The following is a 23,776-nucleotide window of genomic DNA, read 5'->3' as shown; positions in this document are numbered from 1 at the left end:
CGATACAAAAAGGAGCAACCACAATGAGATTAGCATTTTTTGCGGCAAGCATCATTCAGATTTTGGATTTAAAGGATAAAAAAATCCTCTTTATTGCTTCATCTCGCATTGTGGGATTTGAATGAGCTCGACCAGCACGACCAGTACGAAAACTTAGGCGTTCATCAATCTCTGACGCTAAACGCGAGGAGAAACGGATGGTAAGTCCCCAAATACCGACAACGGTAAAAGGCGCAGGCAACTCCCTGCCAGCGCCTGGTAAGTATGCTCATCCTCCATTCACTTTCACCTTCCTCCGCCCTCAAGGAACAACCGAACCTGAAAGCAAAGCACTTTTGGGTCGCATTAAAAAACCTCAAGGAGTCAACAGCATGAAACCAACGCAGCGTGAGTTTCGCAAGGGAGTTAGGTTACAGCAAAAGCATTTGCTTCTGCTGTTAGCAGTATTGTGCTTTGTCCTCGTTTCAGTCGGCAGCCAACTTGCCGCGGCCCAGACCACGTTTCAGCATCCCGGCGTTCTGGTCAGCCGGGCACAGTTGGATTTTATTAAAGCGCAGGTGAACGCCAAGGTTGATCCCATCTACACCGAGTTTTTGAATGCACAAAAGAGTACTTACGGATCTTTGACCTACAGCCCGCAAGGGCCTCCTTCTGGCGGAGTCATAGACTGCGGATCCTTTTCCAATCCTGATATCGGTTGTTCAACCGAGGACGAAGACGGCACGGCCGCCTATACCCAAGCTCTACTGTATTGGATCACCGGGAATAACACGTACGGGCAAAACGCGATCAGAATCCTGAACGCCTACGGGCACAACCTCACCGGCTACACCAACTCCAACGGCCCGTTACAGGCTGGCTGGGGAGCTTCGAAGTGGCCGCGCGCGGCGGAGATCATCCGCTACAGCAATGCGGGTTGGGCGCCGGCCGATGCTCAGGCCTTCGGCACCATGATGACCAACGCCATGTTGCCCACTATCATCAACGGCTCGGGAAACAACGGCAACTGGGAGCTGAGCATGATCGAGGGCATGATCGGCATCGCCGTGTATAACGACGATACCAACCTGTTCAATCATGCTGTTACCTTTTGGCATCAACGCGTGCCTGCCTACTTCTACTACTTTCCTGTTGACGGACCTAATCCGGTGCCTGCGCCCCGAGGATCCACCAACTGGAATGGGCAGACCGTGTTCAACGCCAGCGTCAACGGCGTAGCGCAGGAAACCTGCCGCGATTTTGGACATACCGAGTTCGGTATTGCAGCGGCCATCGCTGCGGCTGAGACCGCGCATATCCAGGGTGTGGACCTCTACGGGTCAGAGAAACCACGCTTGGAGGCCACGCTGGAATTTCACGCCCACTATCTGCTGGGCAATTCCGTGCCGAGTTCAGTTTGCGGCGGGCACGTAACTCTGGCTTCGCGTCCTACATTTGAGATTGGTTACAACGAGTATCACAACCGCCTGGGCGATTCGTTGCCCGACACGCTGAATTGGCTGACGACCGGCATCAGAACACAGTCGGTTGAAGTTGACCATCACATGATGGTTTTTGAGACGTTGAGTCACGGCGCCGACGCGGGTGCCGGAGTGCCGCAACCCGACTTCTCGCTGTCGGCATCGCCGGCTTCACAGACCGTCATCGCGGGTAACAGCGCCAATTACACAGCCTCGGTGAGTCCGATCAACAGCTTCAACGGCAACGTATCGCTGAGCGTTAGCGGATTGCCTGCAGGGGCTGCGAGCAGTTTCAACCCGTCTTCGATCAGCGGCGGCTCGGGCTCTTCCACGCTGAACGTTACAACCAGCAGTTCAACCCCGGCAGGCAATTACACCCTGACCGCCACGGGCGCGAGCGGCAGCACATCGCATACAGCCACGGTCACGCTATCAGTGAACGCGCCGCCTGACTTCTCGCTGTCGGCGACACCCAGTTCACAAACGGTGACAGCAGGGAATGGCACCAGCTACACCGCAACGGTAACCCCAAGCAACGGCTTCAACGCAAGCGTAGCGCTGACGGTGAGCGGTGCGCCTGCGGGAGTTACGGCTACGTTGAGTCCGAGCTCATTGAGTGGTTCGGGTTCTTCCACGCTCAGTATTACCACCAGCACTTCGACGGTTGCGGGCACGTATCCGTTGACTATTACAGGCGTGAGCGGGACTCTTTCGCATTCCGCGAATGTGACGTTAGTGGTCAATCCGGCACCTGTACCAGATTTCACTTTGACAGTGAGCCCCAGTTCGCAGAGTGTAATCGTTGGGAGCGGGAGTAGTTACACAGCAACCGTTAGCCCGGTTAATAGCTTCAGCGGAACCGTCGCGCTGACTGTAAGCGGCGCGCCTGCTGGAGTCACGGCTACGTTGACGCCGAACTCGTTGAGTGGTTCTGGTTCTTCCACACTAAGCGTTACCACCAGCAGTTCGACTATCGTTGGCAGCTACACACTGACCATCACAGGCACGAGCGGGAGCCTGACGCACAGCGCTAATGTGACGTTAGTGGTTAACCCGCCACCTGATTTCTCATTGTCTGCATGCTCGAGTCCGCTAACGGTAGTCGTAGGGAACAGCACCACATGCACAGTGAGAGTGACCCCAATCAACAGTTACACAGGAACAGCAGCTTTGAGCGTGAGCGGACTGCCGTCGGGCGCGACGGCCAGCTTCAATCCGACTTCGATCAGCGGGTCGGGAACCTCGACGCTGACCATCTCGACCAGCAGTTCAACTCTAGCGGGCAGCTATCCGTTGACGATCACAGGCACCGACAGCAGTGCAGGTCTCTCGCACTCGGTTGCAGTGACTCTACAGGTCAACTCGCCTCCGCCGGTTGACTTCACTCTAACCGCAAGTCCGGCTTCGCAGACGGTCACTGTGGGAAACAGCACTACCTACACGGTGACAGTAAGTCCGGTCAATGCTTACGCTGGAACGGTTGTGCTTAGCACGAGCGGATTGCCAGCGGGTGCGACGGCCAGCTTCAGTCCGGCGTCGGTGAGCGGCGGCTCGGGGACATCCACGCTGACCGTCACCACCAGCAGCTCGACTCCAACCAACAGCTCTACGCTAACTATCACAGGCGGCGACAGCAGTGCAGGTCTGTCGCACTCGGCGAACGTGACGCTGGTGGTCAATCCCGTGCAGCAATGTGTAACCGCAACCGGCAGCACATGGCAGAACACCGCTTTTGCCAACCAGACAGGGACTTTCACGGTTACGTTTGACGCTACGCCCTCGGCTTCGCCTATCAATGCCGTGGTCGGACTCTCGAACGGTGCGCAGACGGCTTACACCGGCTTCGCAACCCTGGCGCGCTTCAATCCTTCAGGAAATATTGATGCGCGTGACGGCGGCGCTTACAACACTACGACCATCCCCTACGCTGGCGGAGTGACCTATCACTTCCGCATGGTGGTCAACATCCCGGCGCATACCTACTCGGTCTTTGTGACGGCGCCAGGCGGAGCGGAGCAGACGGTGGGCAGCAACCTTGCCTTCCGTACCGAGCAGAACACAGTGTCGCAACTGAATTGGTGGGGAGCGTTTGCCGCCACCGGTTCGGATACGGTTTGCAACTTCATATTAGTGGGGAGCGGTGGAACTGGTGACTTCTCGCTGGCGGCCTCACCCAGTGCGCTGACGGTGACAGCGGGAAGCAGCACCAGCTCCACGGTAAACGTGGGCGCAACCGGTGGGTTCAGCGCAGCGGTAGCGCTGAGCGTAACCGGTGCGCCAGCGGGCGTGACAGCTACGTTGAATCCGACTTCGGTAAGCGGCTCGGGTTCTTCGACACTGAGTGTTTCTACCAGCAGTTCGACTGTAGCGGGTACCTATACGCTGACCATCACTGGGACGAGCGGCAGCCTATCGCACTCGGCCAGCGTAACGTTGACCATCAATCCACAACCCGTGCCTGATTTCTCATTGACGGCATCACCAAGTACGCAAACTGTGACTGCCGGAAATGGGACCAGCTACACTGCGACGGTTAGTGCGATCAATGGTTTCAGTGGAGCGGTAGCGTTGGGCGTGAGCGGCGCGCCGGCGGGAGTGACAGCAACTCTGAGTCCGGCTTCGGTGAGCGGCTCGGGCACATCTACGCTAACCATAACCACCAGCAGTTCGGCGGCTGCTGGCACCTCAACTCTGACGATCACGGGGACGAGCGGCAGTCTGACGCACTCGGCCAGCGTAAGCTTGACCGTCAATTCCGTCACGCCAGTGTGTGCAGTCACGACAACCAATGGGCCATGGCAAAACACCGCCTTTGCTAACCAGACCGGGACTTTCACGGTTGCATTTGACGCGACGCCTTCGGCATCGCCCATCAATGCCGTGATCGGGCTCTCGAACGGCGCGCAAACTGCCTACACCGGGTTTGCAGCCCTTGCGCGCTTTAATCCTTCGGGAAATATTGATGCGCGTGACGGCGGTGCTTACAACACCACGACTATCACCTACTCTGGTGGAATGACCTATCACTTCCGCATGGTGGTCAACATCCCGGCGCATACTTACTCGGTCTTTGTGACGGCGCCAGGTGGAGCGGAGCAGACGGTGGGCAGCGGCTTGGCCTTCCGTACGGAGCAGAATACGGTCACACAACTGAACTGGTGGGGGGCCTTTAGTGGGGTGGGTTCAGAGACCGTTTGCAACTTCACGCTTCAATAGGCACCTGCGGTAGTGCCTAATGAACCTCGCAAAAAAGCCTGCGGGCCGACCACGCCCGCAGGCTTACCGTTTTAGTTTCCGCCAATTGAACCCCAAGTATTTATTCGACAGCCTTTTGAATCAATGTTCCTGCGCCAGCGATGTTTTTGAGCAAACCGTCAGGAATATTGTGGCGCTGCTTGAGGTATTCGGGGGTGTTATACGACAGCCAGACTTTGCCATCCGCATCTTCCCAGGCCAGGGCTTTGAGAGGAAGATCAATAGCGAGAGTCGGAGAAGCGATCATCAGGGGCGTGCCGGCTTTGGGACTCCCGAAGATGACCAGTTGAGTCGGACGCATCTTCATGCCGACCTTCTCGGCTTCACCGCTGTGGTCAATTCGGGCAAAAATGGTGAGCCCCTTGGCTTGCAATACCGATTCCAGCCGCTGCAATGTCTCCGGTACGGAATAAGGACTGGATACGTGAGCCATTCCATTATCAGGCAACGACGGCATACGTTCCTCCTGCATCAAATTAAAATTCAAACAGAAATCAACGCCGTTCTTGCTTTGAATTTTCAGACAAGCGACGTTGTAAATAGGGTAATACGTCCGTAGTGTTATCGGCTGTTCTTGAGGGTTCTATTCGCCGGAATAAGCTCTTACGTTATACTCATCCAAAACCACATGGCTAACATACTTTACGGGGTCAATGGAGAAGGCTCAGGCCACTCCACGCGCGCCAAAGAAGTTATCACGCATCTTCAGCAAAAGGGACACACGGTGCATGTGGTCTCCTTCGATCGCGGGCAAAAAAACCTGGCTGAGAGTTTCGAGGTTACCGAGATTTACGGTTTTCGCATCGCCTATGTCAACAACCAGGTGCGATACAAACGCACACTCGCTAAAAATCTCATCACTGCTCCCAAGGCGGCCAGAAGCATTCGCCAACTGATGCGGCTGGTGAAACAGTGGGCGATTGATCTGGTGGTCACTGACTTTGAGCCGTTGTCTTGTCACGTGGGGCACTTGAAACGTCTACCGGTGATTTCCATAGACAATCAGCACATCCTGACGAATACAGATATCAGCTATCCGCGGCAGTACAAACGCGACGCCGCAGCGGTAAAACTGGTTACACATTTGATGACTCCGCGAGCTGATGCTTATCTGGTCATCTCGTTTTTCCCGGCGCAGATACGGCGCAAAGGCACCTTCTTATTTCCACCTATTTTGCGGGAGGAAATTCTTCAGGCCAAAACTCACCAGGGTGAAGATATTCTGGTGTACGTCACCTCTCCTTCTCCCGATCTTGTAAAGCTGCTCAAGAGCGTGCGCGGCTCTTTCATTGCCTACGGGTTTGACCGCGAAGGGCAGGAGGAGAACATCCTCTTCAAGAAACCCTCGTTGAGCAGTTTTTTTCAAGACTTGACTGGCTGTAAGGCGGTAGTCGCAAACGCCGGTTTCTCGCTGTTGAGCGAGGCGTTATATTTAGGCAAGCCCTACCTTGCGGTTCCGGTGAAGAACCAGTTTGAACAGATCTTGAATGCCTATTACGTCGGCAAAATGGGCTACGGTTCATATTGGGAGGATTTGAATAAGGAGAGGGTCGAGGCATTTCTCTTTAATCTTCCGCAGTATCTGGAAAATTTGAAGCAATATCCGCGCCAGGATAATTCAGCGCTGTTGGCCAAAGTTGATGCGCTTATAGCACAGCACGTTGAAGCACCGTCTCATGTAAACCCATAGTGCTGCAGCCGACAATAGAAGGGAGATTTGACTCTGCAAATTGCGGCGCTTTCTGTCTTAGAACGGTTTAATAAACCACTACAAGCGCCCTCCGGCCAGGTGATTGCATTTCACCCAGCATGAAAAGTTTGTTATTGTGGACCTTTTATGCAAAGCTTGGCAGAAGTTGAGATAATGATTTTGTTAAAGCTGACATGAAAAGGCGCAAGTTCCTCGTTTCCCTTACAACGAACGACAACGACTATCAGCAGGAGCAGGCGACGGCTGCTGAGGAGACAGCGCGCCGGCTCGGCGTAGACGTGGATATCATCTACGCGGACAATGACACGATTAATCAAAGCCAGCAAATATTGCAGGTTATTCAATCCGCTTCTAATTCACATCCTGACGCGATTGTCCTGGAACCGGTGGGCGGAACAGCTCTGCCGACTGTGGCACGCGCGGCCGTTGCTGCCGGAATCGGATGGGTAGTTCTCAATCGTGAGATCGATTACATTGCAGAAATCCGCAACACTCTTAATGTTCCTATCTTTTCTATTACCTCAGATCACGAAGAGATTGGCCGGATTCAGGGAAAGCAGTTTGCCGCACTTCTGCCCAAGGGCGGTTCCGTCCTTTATATACAGGGCCCTTCCAACAGTTCGGCCGCCAAGCAGCGAACATCCGGCATGTACGAGACAAAGCCTGGCAACATTGAGGTAAGGATGCTGAAAGGCGAATGGACTTCGGAAAGCGCCCAGCGATCGGTTCAAGCCTGGTTGCGACTCTCGACCTCTGTGAAAACTGCAATTGACGTGATTGGGTGCCAAGACGACTCGATGGCCCTGGGGGCGCGGAAGGCATTTCAGGAGTTGTTCGATTCCGAGGACCGGGAGAAGTGGCTCGGGTTGCCCTACACTGGTTGCGATGGTCTTCCCAAAGGAGGACAGCAATGGGTTCGAGATGGCCTGCTGGCCGCCACAGTTGTGGTCCCAGCCAATACCGGCCTGGCTTTGGAGATGCTGGTCCAGGCGTTCCAGAAAGGCCTGAAGCCGCCCGAGCGAACGCTAACCGCAGCTACGTCGTTTCCATCGATGGAAGTGCTGGCTTCAAACGCAAAAAAATAATGATCTTTACCCGTTGCGTTTTTTCAATAGCTCTGGTGGTAATACAAAGAAAATTGCCAGGACGCCGTTGATTGCCAGACTCGCCGGCACACTGAACCATGCCAAGGCCAGGCAGATCAAATACATAACCGGCCCTAAAGCATATTGTCTGGAAATGTTTTGTGAGAAGGGAAGAGTGCTCTTGTCGAGGAGTTGGCGGGAAACGGAGTAGTGCCACAGTATATTGAACAACAACGCAATCACGAAGTATGTTCCGTTGTACAACATCGCTGCCACCCTTTGATCGCGATCACCCAGATATGCCGCCAATACTGCAGTGGGAAAAGGCACAATTGTAACCCCCAACAGCAACAGAAGGTTCAAAATGAGCAGTACGTCATTCGACCGTCTGATGTGGGTGAACAGCCGGTGATGGTTGATCCACATGATGCCGATAAAGGCGAAGCTCATCAGGAAAGCCAGGTACGATGGCCATTGCTGCAACAGAGCAACAGCAAGACTGCCCTTTGCCGGAGTGGGTATTTTTATCTCCAGGATCAGCAGTGTGATTGCAATGGCAAACACTCCGTCTGAAAATGCTTCGATGCGCGATGTTTCAGACTGCATGGGTCACTGCTCCCTTGCATTAGAATTACAGCCGGCTGCTTCGCTTTTCCAAAAATTGGTTATAGCTGTGCATCTGGATAAAATCGTATAAACACATGCCAAAGACTCTCAAGAGAATTGCGCGCAAGAACGGCTTTTTGTATGTACTCTACAACATTCCTCGATTGCTAAAAGGGTACTACCCCATCTTTCTCGATTACCCTTTTGTGCCGACTCCACGATACGGATACGGCAAGCCACCGCACCAAAAACTTTATCAATTGTTTTCTGCTGATAGGTCCAAGTTCGCAGCGACCTTGAAGGAGTTTCGCAGTTTGGATTCGCATCTTTTGCAGATACCACTCAACGAACCCAAGGAATCAACCGAACCTTGCTGGATCAACAAATGGTTGGATGGGCTCGATACGCTGGCGTTATATGGTTTTGTGGCCTTGAGAAAACCCGGTCAATACCTGGAAATAGGCTCGGGATACTCCACGAAAGTTGTGCGCCGTGCGATTCGCGACCACAAGCTCGCGACCAGGATTACCTCGATTGATCCTCATCCGCGAGCTGGAATTGATGCTATCTGCGATCAGGTCATTCGAAGACCGGCACAGGATGTTGACCTGAAATTATTTGAGGGCCTTCAGTCCGGCGACATTCTGTTCGTAGACGGTTCTCACCGCAGCTTCATGAATTCTGATGTCAGTGTTTTTTTTCTGGATATTTTGCCAAACTTACGTCCCGGGGTCCTGGTTCATATCCACGATATTGATTTGCCTTACGACTACATGCCAGAGTGGGCAGAATGGTACTACTCAGAGCAATATTTGCTGGCAACTTCGTTGCTTGCCGGACACGAGAACTTCAAAGTTGTGCTGCCGAACGCATTCATCAGCCAGGAAAGTGATTGTATGGAGCCATTGGAATCGCTGTGGGCAAGCCCTAAATTAACAGGTGTTGCTCGAAAAGGGATTTCCTTCTGGCTGGAAATTGTCTGAACTATTCGATCTCAACATGCGAGACTCTTAACGCCACGATGAATTTACATTTTTATGACAATTTCAAAATTCTTTCTGTGTGATGATTCTAGTGACATTTATCCAGCAGGTTGTATTTGCTGGGTATGCTCAGGGAGATTTTGTTTTTACCATGCAGGATTTCACACCTATCCAGCAAGAAGATGACGCAGACATAAAGGAAAAAGCCGACTCTAGCCAGGTTTCGAGTCAGTCATACTCGGAGCCGCCGCTTCCGAAGTACAATTACGGGATGGAACGAGTTCTGGTGGTGGAAGATGACCGCGCAGTCCAAAGAGCATTGAAGCGGTTGTTCGAGTCGAAAGGATACGGCGTTGATATCGCCGGCAGCGGAACGGCTGCGCTAGAGTTATTTCAAAATGCCCCACCTTCGGTAGTTCTCCTGGATCTGAGGTTGCCGGGTGCATCCGGGAAAGAAGTTTGCCGCGAAATCAAGAGCAAGAACCCCTCGCTTCCAGTCATAGTCCTGAGCGCGACAACCGACGTGGTGGATAAAGTTCTTCTGCTGGAACTTGGTGCAGACGATTACGTTACAAAACCATTCAGCCCAAGAGAGTTGCTGGCGCGAGTTCAGGGCGCCCTCCGGCGTTCTGCGCGGAGCGGGACAGTTTCCGATTTGTTTGTTTTCGGAAATATCTCGGTGGATTTCACCAAGATGGAACTCAAACGGGCGGGCCAGCAAATTTCTCTCACAGCGCAGGAATTCAAGGTTTTGAAGTTCTTTTCACAAAACCTGGAACGTGTGGTCACGCGGGAAGAGCTTCTGAATGAGGTTTGGGGCTATCAAAATTATCCTTCCACGCGCACAGTGGATAACCACATCCTGAAGCTCCGGCAAAAAATTGAAAAAGACCCGGCATTCCCCGTACACTTTCGCACCGTGCATGGCACTGGGTATAAATTTGTGCGATAGCGGCTGGAGTTCCGGTGCTGTCGGAGGGGTGAGTCATAGTGAAGGTTCGATTACGAACCAAGTTTCTCATTGCATTATTGTTGATCTCGACCGGGTTAACGGGGACGAGTTTGCTCATCGTGCGTCGGAGCGTAAACTCGCAGATTCGTGACCAGATTATTGCAGACCTGCGCAACTCAATTCTTACCTTCCAGAACTTTCAATATGAACGCGAGATTGCCCTGAGCCACTCGGCGGAGCTGCTTTCCAACCTGCCCACCCTTAAAGCGCTCATGACAACCGAACATGCGGCGACCATCCAGGATGCGTCCACTGACTTCTGGAAGCGTGGCGGAAGCGATTTATTTGTTCTGGCAAACCGTTCCGGAAAAATTGTTGCCCTCCACACTTCAGCTCCGGTATTCACCATTGGGATAGCCCAGGAATCGCTGGATCGTTCTTTACAATCGGGTGAACCGAGGCAGTGGTGGTTTGGAGCTGGGCATTTGTACGAAGTTTTTCTTCAGCCGGTTTATTCTGGTCCGGAGAATGCCAATAATCCGTTGGGAGTGCTGGCTGTAGGTTACGAAATTGATGACCGCGTAGCTAAGGAAATCAGCCAGATCTCAACCAGTCAGGTTGCTTTCTGGTACGGGAACTCCATTGCGAGGAGCACACTTTCTTCCGGTCAGGAATCGGAGCTGGCCCGGCAAGGTGGCGGAGGGCTAAAGCCAGATCCGGGAGACATCCAATTAGGGGATGAACGTTATCTGGCGTCATCACTTGAGCTTGCGCCCAGTGCTTCTTCAGGCGTCCACTTGAGCGTTTTGAAGTCTTACGACCAGGCGACCAGGTTCTTGACGGGTCTATACCGCTTTCTTATGGGACTGGGCTTAATCGCAATCGTGTGCCAGGGACTGCTCGTTTTCTTAATCTCGCATCGCTTCACGCGCCCCCTGGGAAACCTGGTAGCTGGTGTCCGCGCTCTGGAGAAGGGAGACTTTGCTTATCCTCTGGAGCCGCATGGTGGCGACGAAGTCGCTGAGGTGACCGCAGCTTTTGATCGAATGCGTACCAACTTGCAAAAAGCTCAGCAAAAGCTGCTTGAATCAGAACGCCTGGCCACCATCGGACAGATGGCGAGCTCTATTTCACACGATATGCGCCATCAGTTGACCGCCATTGTGGCGAATTCAGAGTTCCTGTCGGAGCACAAGTTCGATCTGCACCAGCGGGAAGAGTTTTATCATGAGATACGCCTGGCCGTCGCGCAAATGACAGATCTGATCGAGTCGCTTCTGGAATTCTCGCGCACCCGGGAGTCGCTCTCCCTGATTTATGGCAACGTAGAGGACGCGATGAAGCACGCGATTCAGTCGGTTCGAGCCAATCCCGAGTTCCATGGTGTGAATATTACCCTGGCCAGCCAGGGTCCGAGCAACTGTTGGTACGATACGAAAAAACTGGAACGGGTTTTTTACAACTTACTGCTAAATGCCTGTCAGGCTGTACCCTGTGATTCAGGAAAAATCGAAATCACGATTCATAGCAACGAGAAATTCCTGGAAGTCTGCATTGCCGACAACGGTCCGGGAATTGCAGAAGCAATTCGTGGTAGGCTGTTTGAACCTTTTGTCAGCTTTGGAAAAGAAAATGGTACAGGCCTGGGATTAACGATTGTTCAAAAGATCATTGAAGACCACGGAGGCAGTGTAAAGATAGAGAGCACTGCTGCCGGACACACGGTATTCAAGCTCACGTTGCCACTCTCTTTCAATCAACGGCCCGCGACTGCTGAGGGGAGAGAAGCGACTGCCAGTTCGCTGTCCACACATTGAGCCGTTAGCAAGCGGAAGCATCGGGAACCTGGGCGGCGCTGCTGCCGGGCGGAATCCCGAGCTCAGTAAAGGACCTCATCTTAAAAACATATTTGAGGACATCGGTCCATGAGGCCCTGAAATGTTTCAATCAAACCCGAAATAGCTTTAGGCCAGCATAATTCTTTTTGTAAGGGAGGCTCATTATGCCATGGAGAAACCTATCTCGTTCGCGTTATCGTCTTCTTCTATTACTTTCAATTTCTTTGCTTTTGATGAATAGGCCTTTACGGTCTCAGGCCCAGGAGCCGGTCACAGCAAGCCCACAGAATGCGTCGCTGCAAGATTCGGTAATCGAATTGCAAAAGCAAGTTCGCGAACTTCAGGCCGCAGTGCGTGAGATTCACGCCGAAGCGGTCCGCTATCGAACTCAAGTTGATGTCTTGCAGGAAGAGCTTGAAGCCACGGAAAGAAAGCTCGATGCCAAACCTGGGTCCGTGGTTCCCGTGGAGGCCTCTGCAGAAATTCCAGGCAATGCGGTGGACGAATCGAATCAGGGTGAGGGGGCCGAACAACGGCTGGCCAAGGTGGAAGAAGAGCAGCAACTTCTAAGCGAAAAAATCAATGAACAATATCAAACCAAGGTGGAGAGTGCATCCAAGTACCGCGTAAAGCTCTCTGGCATTGTGCTCTTGAATTTGTTCGGGAACGAGGGGTCGGTGGACAATCTTGATTTTCCCACGACGGCAATGCCGCGAGCGACCCTGGATTCGCGCGGCAGTTTTGGGGGTAGCTTGCGTCAATCCCAACTTGGTCTGGAAGTTTTTGGTCCGGAGTTTGCGGGCGCGAAAACCAGCGCCAGCGTGCAGTTTGATTTTTCAGGAGGGTTTCCTGGTTACTCGAACGGTGTAACCCAAGGAATTATGCGCCTGCGTACCGGTACGGTGCGACTGGATTGGAAAAATACATCTATTGTTGCCGGACAAGACAGCTTATTTTTTGCGCCACTGTCGCCAACAAGCTTCGTTACGCTGTCAACACCAGCACTTTCTTACGCGGGAAATCTATGGGCGTGGACTCCACAGTTCCGAGTAGAACATCGCACCGAGATCAGCGAGGGTTCAAGCGTTCTGGTCCAGGGTGGAATTCTCGATTCGTTGACAGGGGAAACGCCCATGTCGCAGTACTTCCGTCAGCCCCAGGCGGGAGAGCGATCGCGGACACCCGGAGCGGCCGCCCGTGTAGCCTGGACGCAGAATATTTTCGGACGGCCATTTACGCTGGGTGTGGGTGGATATTATGGCAGCCAAAAATGGGGATTCCAGCGAAAAGTTTACGGCTGGGCAGGTACTACGGATTGGAGCCTGCCGCTGAATCGCTGGTTCTCGCTTACCGGCGAGTTCCATCGCGGGCGCGCTATCGGAGGTTTAGGCGGCGGTTTGGGCCGCAGCGCACTGTGGGAAACCCCACTCTCAAATCCGCTGACTGAAGTCGATGGACTGGATACGTTGGGGGGATGGACACAACTGAAATTCAAACCGACGGAAAGCCCCTTCGAATTCAACGCTGCGTTTGGACAGGAGAATCCATTTGCTCGAGAGGTGGATGGCTTCTCTGGAGGACAGATTTCTTACTTCGATACCGTCGTGCGGAACCAGAGTGCATTTGCCAATGTCATTTACCGGCCACGATCAAACTTGATATTCTCGATCGAGTACCGGCATTTGCGGACCTTTAGTCTTGATCACAGCAGCGAGATTGCAAACCACATTAGTACTGCTATGGGCATTGTTTTCTGAAGCAACCATGGACGCATCTCCAATGAGGTATTGGGCCAGATACGGTTTGTTGCTCTCTCTGCTGCTTACACCGGCTTTGGGCTGGTGTCAGAAAACGACAGTCACAGGCCGCATTGATTTGACCCGTATTGATTCAACGAAAGACAAAGCGAGTTCGGCCATTGCCGATAAATCGAACATCGTGGTTTGGTTGACGCCGGTGGATAATTCTTCCGGGAAGAATGCCGATCTTGCTCCTGCTGCCCCACAACGTGCACAGTTGTTGCAAAAAGATAAAAGCTTCAAGCCTCACATCCTCGTGATCCCGATGGGGACGGTCGTGGAATTCCCCAATCGCGATCCGATTTTCCACAACGTATTTTCCTTATTTGAAGGCAAGCGCTTCGACCTCGGACTCTACGAAGCAGGAACCACTCGTGCCGTTCGCTTCGATCACCCCGGCATATCGTACATTTTCTGCAACATTCATCCTGAAATGAGTGCTGTAGTAGTTGTTATGGCCACACCCTATTACGGAACTTCTGACCGTGCCGGACAGATAAGTATCGCCAGCGTTCCGCCGGGGCGCTATATTCTGCACGTTTGGCATGAACGCTCGTTGCCGGAGATGCTGAAAAATCTAACTCGAGAAATTGTGGTTCCGGAAGGCGCGGCTTCCTTCGGTACGCTCCACGTGGCGGAAGCTGGAAGCCTATATAAATCCCACAAAAACAAATACGGCCGTGATTACGACCCACCTGTGCCCGCAAGCCCTGTCTACAATCACTGAACGTCCCGTAATGTTGCTTGCGCTAGACCTAACCTACCCAGAATGCGCCGGACCACAGCCTCCCTCAACTTTGATTCGACGCATTCTGGTCCTGGAGACGCATAAGGTATTGCCTTCTCTGTCCAGTTCAGTTTTTAGAGCTCTTTGGCTCTTTACCTTACAGCATCTATTTACAACATTGAGGAGGAGACTACTCGTTTAGCCGGTATGAAGTGTCACTACCTGATCGTTTATTTGTAAAAAAATTGTAAAACCCATATTCCGGATTTTTCGTTTGAAGAAATCGTCCTAAAACAATCCAAGACCCGCACGGCAGCGGGTCTTGGATGTTTTCTTTTAAAGACTACTGCTCATCATCTTCACCCAGTTCGGCAGCAACAGGTGTCAGAGTGCCGAACAGGCCATCCACTTCGCCGTTGATACCAGCAGTAAAGAACAGCGTAGTGGCAGGGCCGGCGTTGTGGTCGTTACCGAAAGTGAGCGCCCACAATCCATCGATATTCAGGGTTGTGCCGTCGGGATTCAAGACGTTGCCCAGGAATCGGCCGGTTAACGGATTAAATGCCGCGATGGTGCCGCCGCGGAAGTTACCCACCAGCAGTGTATGGCTGAACTCGCCGTAGTGCTCCGTGGTCAGCACCACGCCCCAGGGAGCATTGAGCCACGGCCCATGCTGCAGCCGGGCCCTCAATCTGCCCTCAGGGCTGAAAACGTCAACGAACCCGAAGCCGGTGCCTCCCACCGGGTCATGCTTTGCCGCATTCTGTTTGGCATAGGTTACGTAGATGTTGGGGCCAATCGCCTGCACGTTAAAAGGAGCAAAATCGCGTGGGATGCGATCATCATCGAAAGCGTCATCTGAGATTTTTACCTGCTTGAAGTTGGTGTCAAAAACGTCGATATTCCCGCTGCGGAAGTTAGCCGCCAGGATGAACTTCTTTCCGTCGATTTCAGCGATCGTCGCACCCTTGTAAACCGCTCCGTTGGCTGCGTCGGGAACCTGTGAATTGTCGGCTTCAATAACCGCCGTCGTTGGTTGTACACCGGGGTTCCAGCCGGAGATGGTGCCATCTTCGGTTACAAATATGAAAATGGCCCGCTTGCCTGGGGCAAGAAGAAAATCAGTTGCACTTCCGTTGAACATGACCCCCGTTGGGGAACCAGGGGCCGGCTGGCTGGGCGCATTGGGCACCGTTACCACCAGCGGAACAATCGTTGCCGCTGTACCGGTGGGCGTCGCATACAGAGTGGAAGTGCCACCAGCATTGTTGGAAAGCCACCAGGGAGAAGTTGGGCTGGCAACCAGTCCCCAGGGATTCTGCAGATTTGGATCCGTTACCGGTGCAAGACCAGCCTTATTAGAGACCAGGTTGGTCTGCGTGTAGTGTTGAGCAATCGTAAGGGTTGAAAACAGGACGACTACAAAGCCGACAGCGAGCGGCTTCAAACGGGTAAAAGGGGAGTTATGCATTTGAAATTGTCCTCCATTCGATCTTCTTGACAAGCTTTTAACGGTGAGCACATACGTGTGAAATTGAATTGGGTACGTGTTTGTGCAGGTTGTTTGGCGATATACTGCCTCGAATAGCCCGACGCCGGATTCAAGAGACAGCTCAGTTAACTTCGCATCTGGAATGATGCGATAAGGAAGTATAAAAAGAGAGGCGGTTGGGAATTGTCTTGTAGATGTAATTTTCTTGTTAAGGATTGCAGATGTCGGGTGGATTTCAGTTATGGTCTTTTAGCCGCGTTTTCTCGGTCAATCTCGGTTATTAACTTTTCCTTCCAGTTCCCCAAGTTGTAAATGCATACTGGCAGGTACTATGTCAGAACCAAGAAATATCAACCAGGGAGAGTGATCATGAGATTTGTTTTGTCGGCACCAACATCAGGAATCACCAGGGCGGCCGCGATTCTAGTCGGCGCCCTGATGGCGCTTGCAGGATGGAGCAACGCGCACGCACAAATGCCAAAAGAGCTTGCGGGGTGCTGGCAGACTACCAGGGCACTACAAACATCTAACCCGCAATCGCTCAGCCCGGTAGAAGCGCGCGCCTTCCTCGGAAGAAAGTTGAGATTTACGCCATCCCTGGCCCGCTCCGGGGACGCTGTCCTCAAGGCGCCACAATACTATGTGAGGCAGGTTAAAGCCTCAGATTTTGCCGATGCATTCACGATTACCCTAAAGGACATTGGCATAAGCGGAGATTCTGCCGTCGAGGTAGACATCTATCGTGAAAAGAATCAACTGACTGAGTTTCCCGGAAACCTTGTGCTTCTGAAAAACAAACAAAGCATTCTTTGGAACTGGCGGGGCGTCTTCTTCGAAGCAAAGCGCTGTACTGCGAAGTAGAGGAATCATCAACCTAGCAGGTCCCCTGACTGGCCTTGCCTGTATGCCATTCATCATTCATTTTCATGAATCCCACTAAAAACTTTGGCGGCTAACGAGGGCAGGGAAGACTGTACCTTTATAAAAGTTAAAGTCTCATAATACGGTATATATAACTCCTGTTTCTGAACGAGAGCGGGCCTGCGATTTTGATCTACCCGGTCAGGACAAACCGCCTAACGCAGGTCGCCGTGACAGGGGCCGAAAGCACCATCACAAATGGGTCGGGTCTTCAGGACAATATCTGGAGCAGACCACTGTTATTGTTCACGAGGGATGCAGAGATACCCGATTGTGGCAGACTGAGGAACATATCTAACATATATCTAACACCTTCGGTCATGGCAGCTGCGTCTTTTGGTCAGTGTTTATCGGTCAATATCGGTTATTAACTTCCCCTTCCAATTCCTAAAGTTGTATATGCATGCTGACAAATGCCGCGTTAAGAACGGCGGACTGATAAGTACGTGCGGCAAGGCCGGTCTGTAGCAGGTTCTCCATACAAATAAGGAATGATCCCGATGGAGTTGGAGTTTCTACATCCGCGCTCATCCGCATTTTGGATTTGTCGAATAAAAAAACCTTTGACACGATGCGAAGACAAGGTTAGGATGTGTCCCGTTATTAAGTACATAGTCTCATAATATGAGACTATGAGAATCCGCGAAATCTGACAACAAACGATGACGCAGTTGCATCGCCGAAGCCAGTAAGACCAGTACGAAGACTTAGGCCCTCATTCAGTCTCTGACGTTAATCGCGAGGAGAAACGGATGGTAAGTCCTCAGATGCTGTTAAAGAATCTCGAGCGCGCGCATGATTCCAAGCGGGCGCCTGGTGGCTGTCATTTTCATCAATCTTCTATTTTCCTCCATCCACAAAACACAACCGAATCCCGAAGCAGAGCACTTTGGGGTCGCAGCGAAAAATTTAAGGAGTCAACAACATGGAGCCGAAACAGCGTGAGTTTTGCAGGACAGAAGTTCTTGGAGCCAATTCTGTAAAGAGATACGTAGTTCTAACGTTCGTGGCAATGTGCCTGGTCTTCATGGTCATGGGAAGCCAGGTCGCCGCAGCACAAACCTTTGTGCACCCAGGCGTGCTGGTAAGCAAAGCACAACTGGATTTTATTAAAGCGCAGGTCAACGCGCATGTCGAGCCCGCTTTCTCGGCCTACCAAAATGCGATCTCGCATCCTTATGGATCGCTCACGCCGACAGTGACTCCCAGCAACAGTCTTGCAGCAGGTCCATCACCGGCCGGGCCCCCATCGGGCGGGGTCATCGACTGCGGATCAAGTTCGAGCCCGGATAATGGCTGCACCGCCGATGACGAAGACGGCGCGGTGGCCTATGTGCAGGCTTTGCTTTGGTACATCACCGGCAATCAGACCTATGCGAATAATGCCATCAAGAACCTGAACGCATACAGCCACGTGACCAGCTTCACCAATTCCAATGGGCCGTTGCAGGCGGCCTGGTCGAGCTCCAAGTGGCCGCGGGCGGCGGAGATCATCCGTTACTCGAATGCAGGCTGGTCGGCGGCCGATGCCACGGCTTTTGGGAACATGATGAATTCGGTGATGGTGCCGCCGATCCACAACGGTTCCAGCAACAACCCCAACTGGGAACTGAGCATGATCGAGGGGATGATCGGCATCGCGGTGTACAACAACGATGCCACGCTGTACAACCACGCGCTGGGCATGTTGAACGCGGACATCCCGAGGTTCGTGCAGTCGAGCGGGCAGAATGCGGAGACCTGCCGCGACATGGGACACGCGCTGTTTGAACTGGCGGCCATGATCGATGCGGCGGAGACGGTACATATTCAGGGGGGCAACGTGTATGAGACGCAAAAGGCGCTTCTGTCCGCCACTCTGGATTTTCACGCGGGGCTACTGCTGGGTCGGTCGGAGCCGGTTACGTGCAGCGTGACCCTGACGCCCGATCGTCCGACGTTTGTGATCGGTTACAACGAGTACCACAACCGGCTGGGCATGACGTTGACGAATACGCATGATTGGTTGCCGACGGTGTTCGCGAATTCGGTCACCTCGCCGGGAGCAGCGCCGGGCACTCCTGTGGACCACCATATTGTTGTCTACGAAACTTTGACTCACGGTGCCGATGCAGGGACAGTACTGCAACCAGATTTCTCGCTGACAGCCACGCCGAGTTCACAAACCATATCGGCCGGCGGCAGCACCAGTTACACAGCATCTGTAAGTCCTGTTAATAGCTTCACGGGAAGTGTTGCGCTTACCGTAAGCGGCCTGCCTTCGGGCGCCTCGGCCAGCTTCAATCCAAGCTCAATCAGCGGGGGCACGGGATCTTCTACCCTGAGCATTACCACCAACAACACAGTGGCGCCTGGCAACTATACGCTGACCATCACGGGAACAAGCGGCGGCAGCACCTCGCACACCGCGACGGTGACACTCTCGGTCAACGCCCAGGCTGACTTCACCTTGGCGGCGAACCCGAATTCGCTATCGGTGATCGTCGGCAACAGCACCAGCTCCACGGTGAGCGTGGGTGCGCTCAATGGGTTCAGTGGCAGTGTTGCGCTGAGCGTGAGTGGCGTTCCAACCGGAGTTACAGCTTCATTGAGTCCAACTTCGGTGAGCGGTTCGGGTTCATCCACGCTGAGCGTGTCAACCGGCAGTTCGGCTGTGGCGGGTACGTATACACTGACCGTTACGGGAACCAGTGGCGGTCTGACCCACAGTGCCAGTGTGACGCTGCAGGTAAACCCAGTGCAGCAACCGGACTTCACGGTGTCTGCCAACCCGACTTCGCTGACGGTGAATGCGGGCAGCAGCGGCAGTTCGACGGTAAGCGTAGGCGTGGTAAACGGGTTTAGCGGAGCAGTAGCGCTGAGCGTGAGCGGAGCGCCGGCAGGTGTAACGGCCACGTTGAGTTCGAGCTCGGTGAACGCGCCGGGTTCGGCAACGCTGACAGTTAGCGCCCCCAGTTCGGCGGCGGCCAGCACTTCAACCCTGACCATCACGGGGACTAACGGCAGCACCAGCCACACCGCAACCGTAAACCTGACGGTGAAAACGGTAAGTCAATGCGTGAGCACGACCACCAACGGGCCCTGGCAGAACGCCGCCTTCGCCAACCAGACGGGGACCTTCACAGCGACCTATGACGCGACGCCATCGGCCTCGCCCATCAACGCGGTGGTGGGTCTTTCGAACGGGGTGCAGACGGCCTACACCGGGTTTGCGGTCATTACGCGCTTCAATCCCTCGGGGAACATCGATGCGCGCAGCGGGGGGGCATACACGGCCACCAATATCATTCCCTACTCGGGCGGAGTGACCTACCACTTCCGCGTGGTGGTAAATATAGCGGCGCACACGTACGCAGCGTATGTGACGCCACAGAATGGAACGGAGCAGACCATCAGCACCAACCTGAGCTTCCGCACGGAGCAGGCGACGGTGTCGCAACTGAACTGGGTGGGAGCGTTCAGTGAGGTTGGCACAGAGATGTTGTGCAACTTCACGTTGCCCAGCGCAGCCGATTTTGCGTTGTCGGCGACACCTGCTTCGCAGACGGTAACGGCGGGAGGCAGCACCAGCTACACGGTGAACGTAACACCGAGCGGCGGGTTCAGCGGAGCAGTAGGGCTGAGCGTAAACGGAGCGCCTGCGGGCGTGACGGCTACGTTGAATCCGACCTCGGTCACCGGCTCGGGTTCATCCACGCTGAGCGTGTCAACCGGCAGTTCGGCTGTGGCGGGTACGTATACACTGACCGTTACGGGAACCAGTGGCGGTCTGACCCACAGTGCCAGTGTGAGCTTAGTGGTGCAGGCCACGCAGGCTGCTGACTTCTCGCTTGCAGCATCGCCCAGCACGGTAACGGTCACCGCCGGCAGCGCAGCCAGCTACACGGCCAGCGTGAGCCCGATCAATGGGTACACGGGAACTGTGACGCTGAGCGCCAGCGGCTTGCCCTCGGGAGCGACGGCCAGCTTCAATCCGGCCTCGATCAGCGGCGGTTCAGGGTCATCTACTCTGACTGTCAGCACGGCCAGTTCGACGCTTGCCGGAAGCTACACGGTGACGATTACGGGGAAGGACACGAGTGGAAGTCCGATACACACGACCAACGTGACCTTAACTGTCAATCCGGTGTTGGTGCCCAACTTCTCACTGTCGGCAACGCCTGCCTCGCAGACGGTAACCGCAGGGAGTAACACCAGCTACACTGCGTCTGTAAGCCCGGTGAATGGGTACACAGGCACGGTGACGCTGAGCGCGAGCGGCTTGCCTTCCGGAGCCACGGCCAGCTTCAGCCCGGCCTCCATCAGCGGAGGTTCGGGATCATCCACGCTGACCATCACCACAACCAGCAGCACCACGACCGGTACCGTAACCGTAACCATTGGCGGCACTGATGGCTCTCTCACGCACACCACCACCGTGTCGTTGACGGTCAATCCGGGAGGCACCTGCGCTCACGGAAACGGCCCACTCGATCCAAACGCGACTCCGGGATGCAACTTCGACATGTCGATCTGGTCACTGCAACTGCCAATCGGCTCGCCCGGAAGCCCGACGACCATCTCGAACACCCAGCTCGAAAACGGCTTCACGGACCCGTACTTCTTCACCGGCAGTGACGGCGCGATGGACTTCTTCGACCCCGGAGTCAATTGCGTCACCACTGCCAACTCCACCCACTGCCGGTCGGAGCTGCGTGAAGTAAATCCGGACGGCAGCAATGCTGTCTGGTCCGCGAGCGGCACCAACACACTTAGCGCGACGCTCACGGTCACGCAAGCCGCTGGTGCTCCGGTGGTCGGCCAGATCCACGACGACCCAGCCGTATCGGTTCGTCCGCTGATCGAGCTGTTCTACACTTCGAGCGGCGACGTGGTGGCAGGTGTGGAGCAGTGCACGGCCGGTGGTTGCATAAACAGGACGACAGTGGGCCACGTTCCACCGGGTACGAAGTTCAGCTATGTGATCTCGTACAGCCAGAACAAGCTCACTGTCAGCATCAACGGGGGCGCGCCAGTCTCGCTCAGTTCCCCAATACTCGGAATCGGGGGCTACTTCAAGGCGGGCGATTATGGCCAGTCTCCAACCAACGCGAGCGTCTCGTTCTACTCGCTGAAGGTTGTCCACACACCATAACAGCTTCGGCTGTTCTGGCCTTGCTGCAAAAACCGGGAGACCTCGTGCACCAGCGCGGGGTCTCCTTTTTAATGTTCCCGGGTATCAGCCTGAGAATCGTCAGCGCGGGCAGAGGTTCACTTTCTCGATAGAAAGTGGGAATTTTTCCAGCGCTGATCTTAATTCGCATTTTCTTATTCTTATTTTCCAGCACTCACCCACAACACCGGCTGGCGGATAGGGTAATTGCGAATCACTTCCTCCACATTCGGATCGGGATCTAAAGTGCGCCACAGCTCAAGGTAGGGAAGCCGCGAGAGCGCCAGACCAGCAAACAGAAGACTGGGTTGGCGGACAGGGAAGTCGTCGAAGTATTCAACATCGGGCTTATAGGGCCAGCTCTTTTTATTGGCGATAAACGGAAACATGAAGGCCATTGCGGCTCCGATGCCTCGGCCATCGGGAAGCGTGAAGGTCCACAAGTTATCTTCCGCAGTGGAGAGGGTCTGGCACACTGTGGCCATAGCATCCAGGTTAAACAGGCAATAGCTGTAAGGTTTGGTGCGTCTCAGCTCCTGGGGGAAGCTGCCGTCGGCTGCAATCTGGTTGGGAACCAGGACAGTTTTAAACCGATTGCGGCAAAAGGCAGTAAGCTCCTGATTCCCCGTGTAGGAAGCAAACTCCGCAACCTGCACGGTCCAGCAGGTACCATGATTGTTCCTGGCCTCGCGCTCTTCTTCCCCGTGCGGGGAAGTAGTCATCCAGGTCAGATAATCCGCAAACCACTTCTTCAATCCTTTGTGCTCATCGCTGCTCAGGGCCTTGGAGCCTTCCAACGCAGTGATGGCCCGCGCCACTTCGACAAGATGCAGGGTGTCAATAATGCCGATGCCGCGTCCGGTAAAGCGGCCTTTGATCGCTTGTGAATACTGCAAATTCGGATTCATAAGCGTGGCCGGATCCAAAAACCAGGCACGCAGATGTTTGGCCGCATGCGTGGCGTACTTTTCTTCTTTGGTGAGCAGCCAGGCGGCAGCCAAAGCAGGCGCCTGCAGGCTCAACCGGATAAGCGCATGACGATGGTCGGTGAAGTTATCTGGATTGGTCATCCCATCGCGCTGTATATAAGGTCCGTCAGGGTCCTTGGGGTCGGGCCACCAGTAATCGCCCTCGGAAAAATAATCGTGTTTCCCGCCGGCGCTTCGAGGACTCGTAAAAGAGGTTATTGTGACCGGCAGCTCAAGCAGGTAACGTTGGGCCGCGGTTACTACACGCTCGCGGTCAATCCCAGCCACATCAAACACCGGCAGTTTGGTTTTGTTATGGCGGGCCGACAAAAGCTCCGGCATGGTGATCGTCGTGAGAAAAACACCGGCGGCGGTTGCGCAAAAATCTCGGCGGGAAATCATGGATTTTTCTCCATCATCTACATGCGGGAAATGGCTTTTTGTGCCACGATTTTCTCAGCTTCTTCTACTGCTTTGGCATGATCGGGCCGGTCAACGTCCTTCATGACGCCAACCGTCATAGAGCGCTGTTTACTCAGTACTGCCAAGTCATCCAGGAGAAAATAAGCATCTTCTCCTATTCCTGGCACAGGCCGCAGATCTTTCGCGTCAAGTTTCTTGCCGGCATCCCACACTTCCTGCGTCTCGTGCGAGATAGCGATATGGACGTAGTAGGGTAGGACCCCGCCATGGACCGTGACCGTGTTGAAGTCGCAGATGCTCACGCCTCCCAGAGTTTTCGGTTCCGGATCCCGAACTGGTTCACCCAGCACCGCTTCAGCCTCGGTCTTAGTAATAAGTTGGCAAGGATCGGGCAAGCTGGAGCT

General features: G+C 54.0%; 15 protein-coding genes. 10 read left to right on the top strand and 5 right to left on the bottom strand.

The features are described 5' to 3' along the window. Positions 1 to 371 precede the first annotated feature (371 nt). The gene (locus VK738_02365) at positions 372 to 4,676 is read left to right on the top strand and encodes an alginate lyase family protein (GenBank protein ID HTD21467.1); all 4,305 of its coding nucleotides are present in this window, start codon (positions 372 to 374) and stop codon (positions 4,674 to 4,676) included. Between the two features lie 100 nt (positions 4,677 to 4,776). Here the strand turns inward: VK738_02365 and VK738_02360 are convergent, their stop codons facing one another. After that, entirely contained in the window at positions 4,777 to 5,172 is a 396-nt protein-coding gene (locus VK738_02360; GenBank protein HTD21466.1) for a DUF302 domain-containing protein, read from the bottom strand. Positions 5,173 to 5,343: 171 nt separating this feature from the next. Between VK738_02360 and VK738_02355 the strand changes: the two genes are divergently transcribed. After that, positions 5,344 to 6,405 carry an MJ1255/VC2487 family glycosyltransferase gene (locus tag VK738_02355; GenBank protein ID HTD21465.1) on the top strand — a complete coding sequence of 354 codons (1,062 nt, stop codon included), beginning with the start codon at positions 5,344 to 5,346 and terminating at the stop codon, positions 6,403 to 6,405. Positions 6,406 to 6,599: 194 nt separating this feature from the next. Beyond that, positions 6,600 to 7,511: a sugar ABC transporter substrate-binding protein gene (locus VK738_02350; GenBank protein HTD21464.1), complete on the top strand. Its 912-nt coding sequence runs from the start codon at positions 6,600 to 6,602 to the stop codon at positions 7,509 to 7,511. 6 nt (positions 7,512 to 7,517) lie between these two features. Here the strand turns inward: VK738_02350 and VK738_02345 are convergent, their stop codons facing one another. Next, positions 7,518 to 8,117, bottom strand: a complete 600-nt coding sequence (locus VK738_02345) for a TMEM175 family protein (GenBank protein HTD21463.1) — start codon at positions 8,115 to 8,117, stop codon at positions 7,518 to 7,520. Between the two features lie 95 nt (positions 8,118 to 8,212). Between VK738_02345 and VK738_02340 the strand changes: the two genes are divergently transcribed. The 5 genes from VK738_02340 (at position 8,213) to VK738_02320 (ending at position 14,416) form a co-directional block, all read left to right on the top strand. Next, on the top strand, positions 8,213 to 9,100 hold the full coding sequence (locus tag VK738_02340; GenBank protein HTD21462.1) for a class I SAM-dependent methyltransferase: 888 nt from the start codon (positions 8,213 to 8,215) through the stop codon (positions 9,098 to 9,100). 82 nt (positions 9,101 to 9,182) lie between these two features. Further along, positions 9,183 to 10,052 (top strand): response regulator transcription factor, encoded by an 870-nt coding sequence (locus VK738_02335; protein HTD21461.1) that lies wholly within the window; start codon positions 9,183 to 9,185, stop codon positions 10,050 to 10,052. Positions 10,053 to 10,171: 119 nt separating this feature from the next. Then, complete coding sequence (locus tag VK738_02330; GenBank protein ID HTD21460.1) at positions 10,172 to 11,869, top strand: HAMP domain-containing sensor histidine kinase; 1,698 nt, start codon at positions 10,172 to 10,174, stop codon at positions 11,867 to 11,869. Positions 11,870 to 12,207: 338 nt separating this feature from the next. After that, a complete protein-coding gene (locus VK738_02325) occupies positions 12,208 to 13,647 on the top strand; it encodes a hypothetical protein (protein HTD21459.1) in 1,440 nt (479 codons plus the stop codon). Positions 13,648 to 13,654: 7 nt separating this feature from the next. Continuing rightward, a complete protein-coding gene (locus VK738_02320) occupies positions 13,655 to 14,416 on the top strand; it encodes a hypothetical protein (GenBank protein HTD21458.1) in 762 nt (253 codons plus the stop codon). A gap of 343 nt (positions 14,417 to 14,759) precedes the next feature. On the opposite strand, the gene VK738_02315 is transcribed toward VK738_02320, so the two are convergent. Continuing rightward, entirely contained in the window at positions 14,760 to 15,887 is a 1,128-nt protein-coding gene (locus VK738_02315) for a TIGR03118 family protein (protein ID HTD21457.1), read from the bottom strand. A 390-nt stretch (positions 15,888 to 16,277) separates the two neighbouring features. Between VK738_02315 and VK738_02310 the strand changes: the two genes are divergently transcribed. Together VK738_02310 and VK738_02305 are read left to right on the top strand one after the other, a co-directional pair. Next, positions 16,278 to 16,769: a hypothetical protein gene (locus VK738_02310; protein HTD21456.1), complete on the top strand. Its 492-nt coding sequence runs from the start codon at positions 16,278 to 16,280 to the stop codon at positions 16,767 to 16,769. A gap of 985 nt (positions 16,770 to 17,754) precedes the next feature. Further along, positions 17,755 to 21,963, top strand: a complete 4,209-nt coding sequence (locus tag VK738_02305) for a polysaccharide lyase family 7 protein (protein HTD21455.1) — start codon at positions 17,755 to 17,757, stop codon at positions 21,961 to 21,963. Positions 21,964 to 22,142: 179 nt separating this feature from the next. On the opposite strand, the gene VK738_02300 is transcribed toward VK738_02305, so the two are convergent. Beyond that, entirely contained in the window at positions 22,143 to 23,351 is a 1,209-nt protein-coding gene (locus VK738_02300; GenBank protein ID HTD21454.1) for an alginate lyase family protein, read from the bottom strand. Positions 23,352 to 23,368: 17 nt separating this feature from the next. Further along, positions 23,369 to 23,776, bottom strand: a 408-nt coding sequence (locus VK738_02295) for a hypothetical protein (GenBank protein HTD21453.1), incomplete at its 5' end; no start/stop codon positions are given.

The organism is Terriglobales bacterium (genome assembly GCA_035487355.1).
GTDB lineage: Bacteria > Acidobacteriota > Terriglobia > Terriglobales > Acidobacteriaceae > QIAW01.
The sequence above is the reverse complement of the archived record's forward strand: the minus strand, read 5'-3'. Positions and strand labels throughout refer to the sequence as shown.

Excerpts from the sequence above, each read along its gene's own strand:
- VK738_02365 (HTD21467.1), top strand. The coding sequence starts at position 372 with ATGAAACCAACGCAGCGTGAGTTTCGCAAGGGAGTTAGGTTACAGCAA.
- VK738_02360 (HTD21466.1), bottom strand. The coding sequence starts at position 5,172 with ATGCCGTCGTTGCCTGATAATGGAATGGCTCACGTATCCAGTCCTTAT.
- VK738_02355 (HTD21465.1), top strand. The coding sequence starts at position 5,344 with ATGGCTAACATACTTTACGGGGTCAATGGAGAAGGCTCAGGCCACTCC.
- VK738_02350 (HTD21464.1), top strand. The coding sequence starts at position 6,600 with ATGAAAAGGCGCAAGTTCCTCGTTTCCCTTACAACGAACGACAACGAC.
- VK738_02345 (HTD21463.1), bottom strand. The coding sequence starts at position 8,117 with ATGCAGTCTGAAACATCGCGCATCGAAGCATTTTCAGACGGAGTGTTT.
- VK738_02340 (HTD21462.1), top strand. The coding sequence starts at position 8,213 with ATGCCAAAGACTCTCAAGAGAATTGCGCGCAAGAACGGCTTTTTGTAT.
- VK738_02335 (HTD21461.1), top strand. The coding sequence starts at position 9,183 with ATGATTCTAGTGACATTTATCCAGCAGGTTGTATTTGCTGGGTATGCT.
- VK738_02320 (HTD21458.1), top strand. The coding sequence starts at position 13,655 with ATGGACGCATCTCCAATGAGGTATTGGGCCAGATACGGTTTGTTGCTC.
- VK738_02315 (HTD21457.1), bottom strand. The coding sequence starts at position 15,887 with ATGCATAACTCCCCTTTTACCCGTTTGAAGCCGCTCGCTGTCGGCTTT.
- VK738_02310 (HTD21456.1), top strand. The coding sequence starts at position 16,278 with ATGAGATTTGTTTTGTCGGCACCAACATCAGGAATCACCAGGGCGGCC.
- VK738_02305 (HTD21455.1), top strand. The coding sequence starts at position 17,755 with ATGGAGCCGAAACAGCGTGAGTTTTGCAGGACAGAAGTTCTTGGAGCC.
- VK738_02300 (HTD21454.1), bottom strand. The coding sequence starts at position 23,351 with ATGATTTCCCGCCGAGATTTTTGCGCAACCGCCGCCGGTGTTTTTCTC.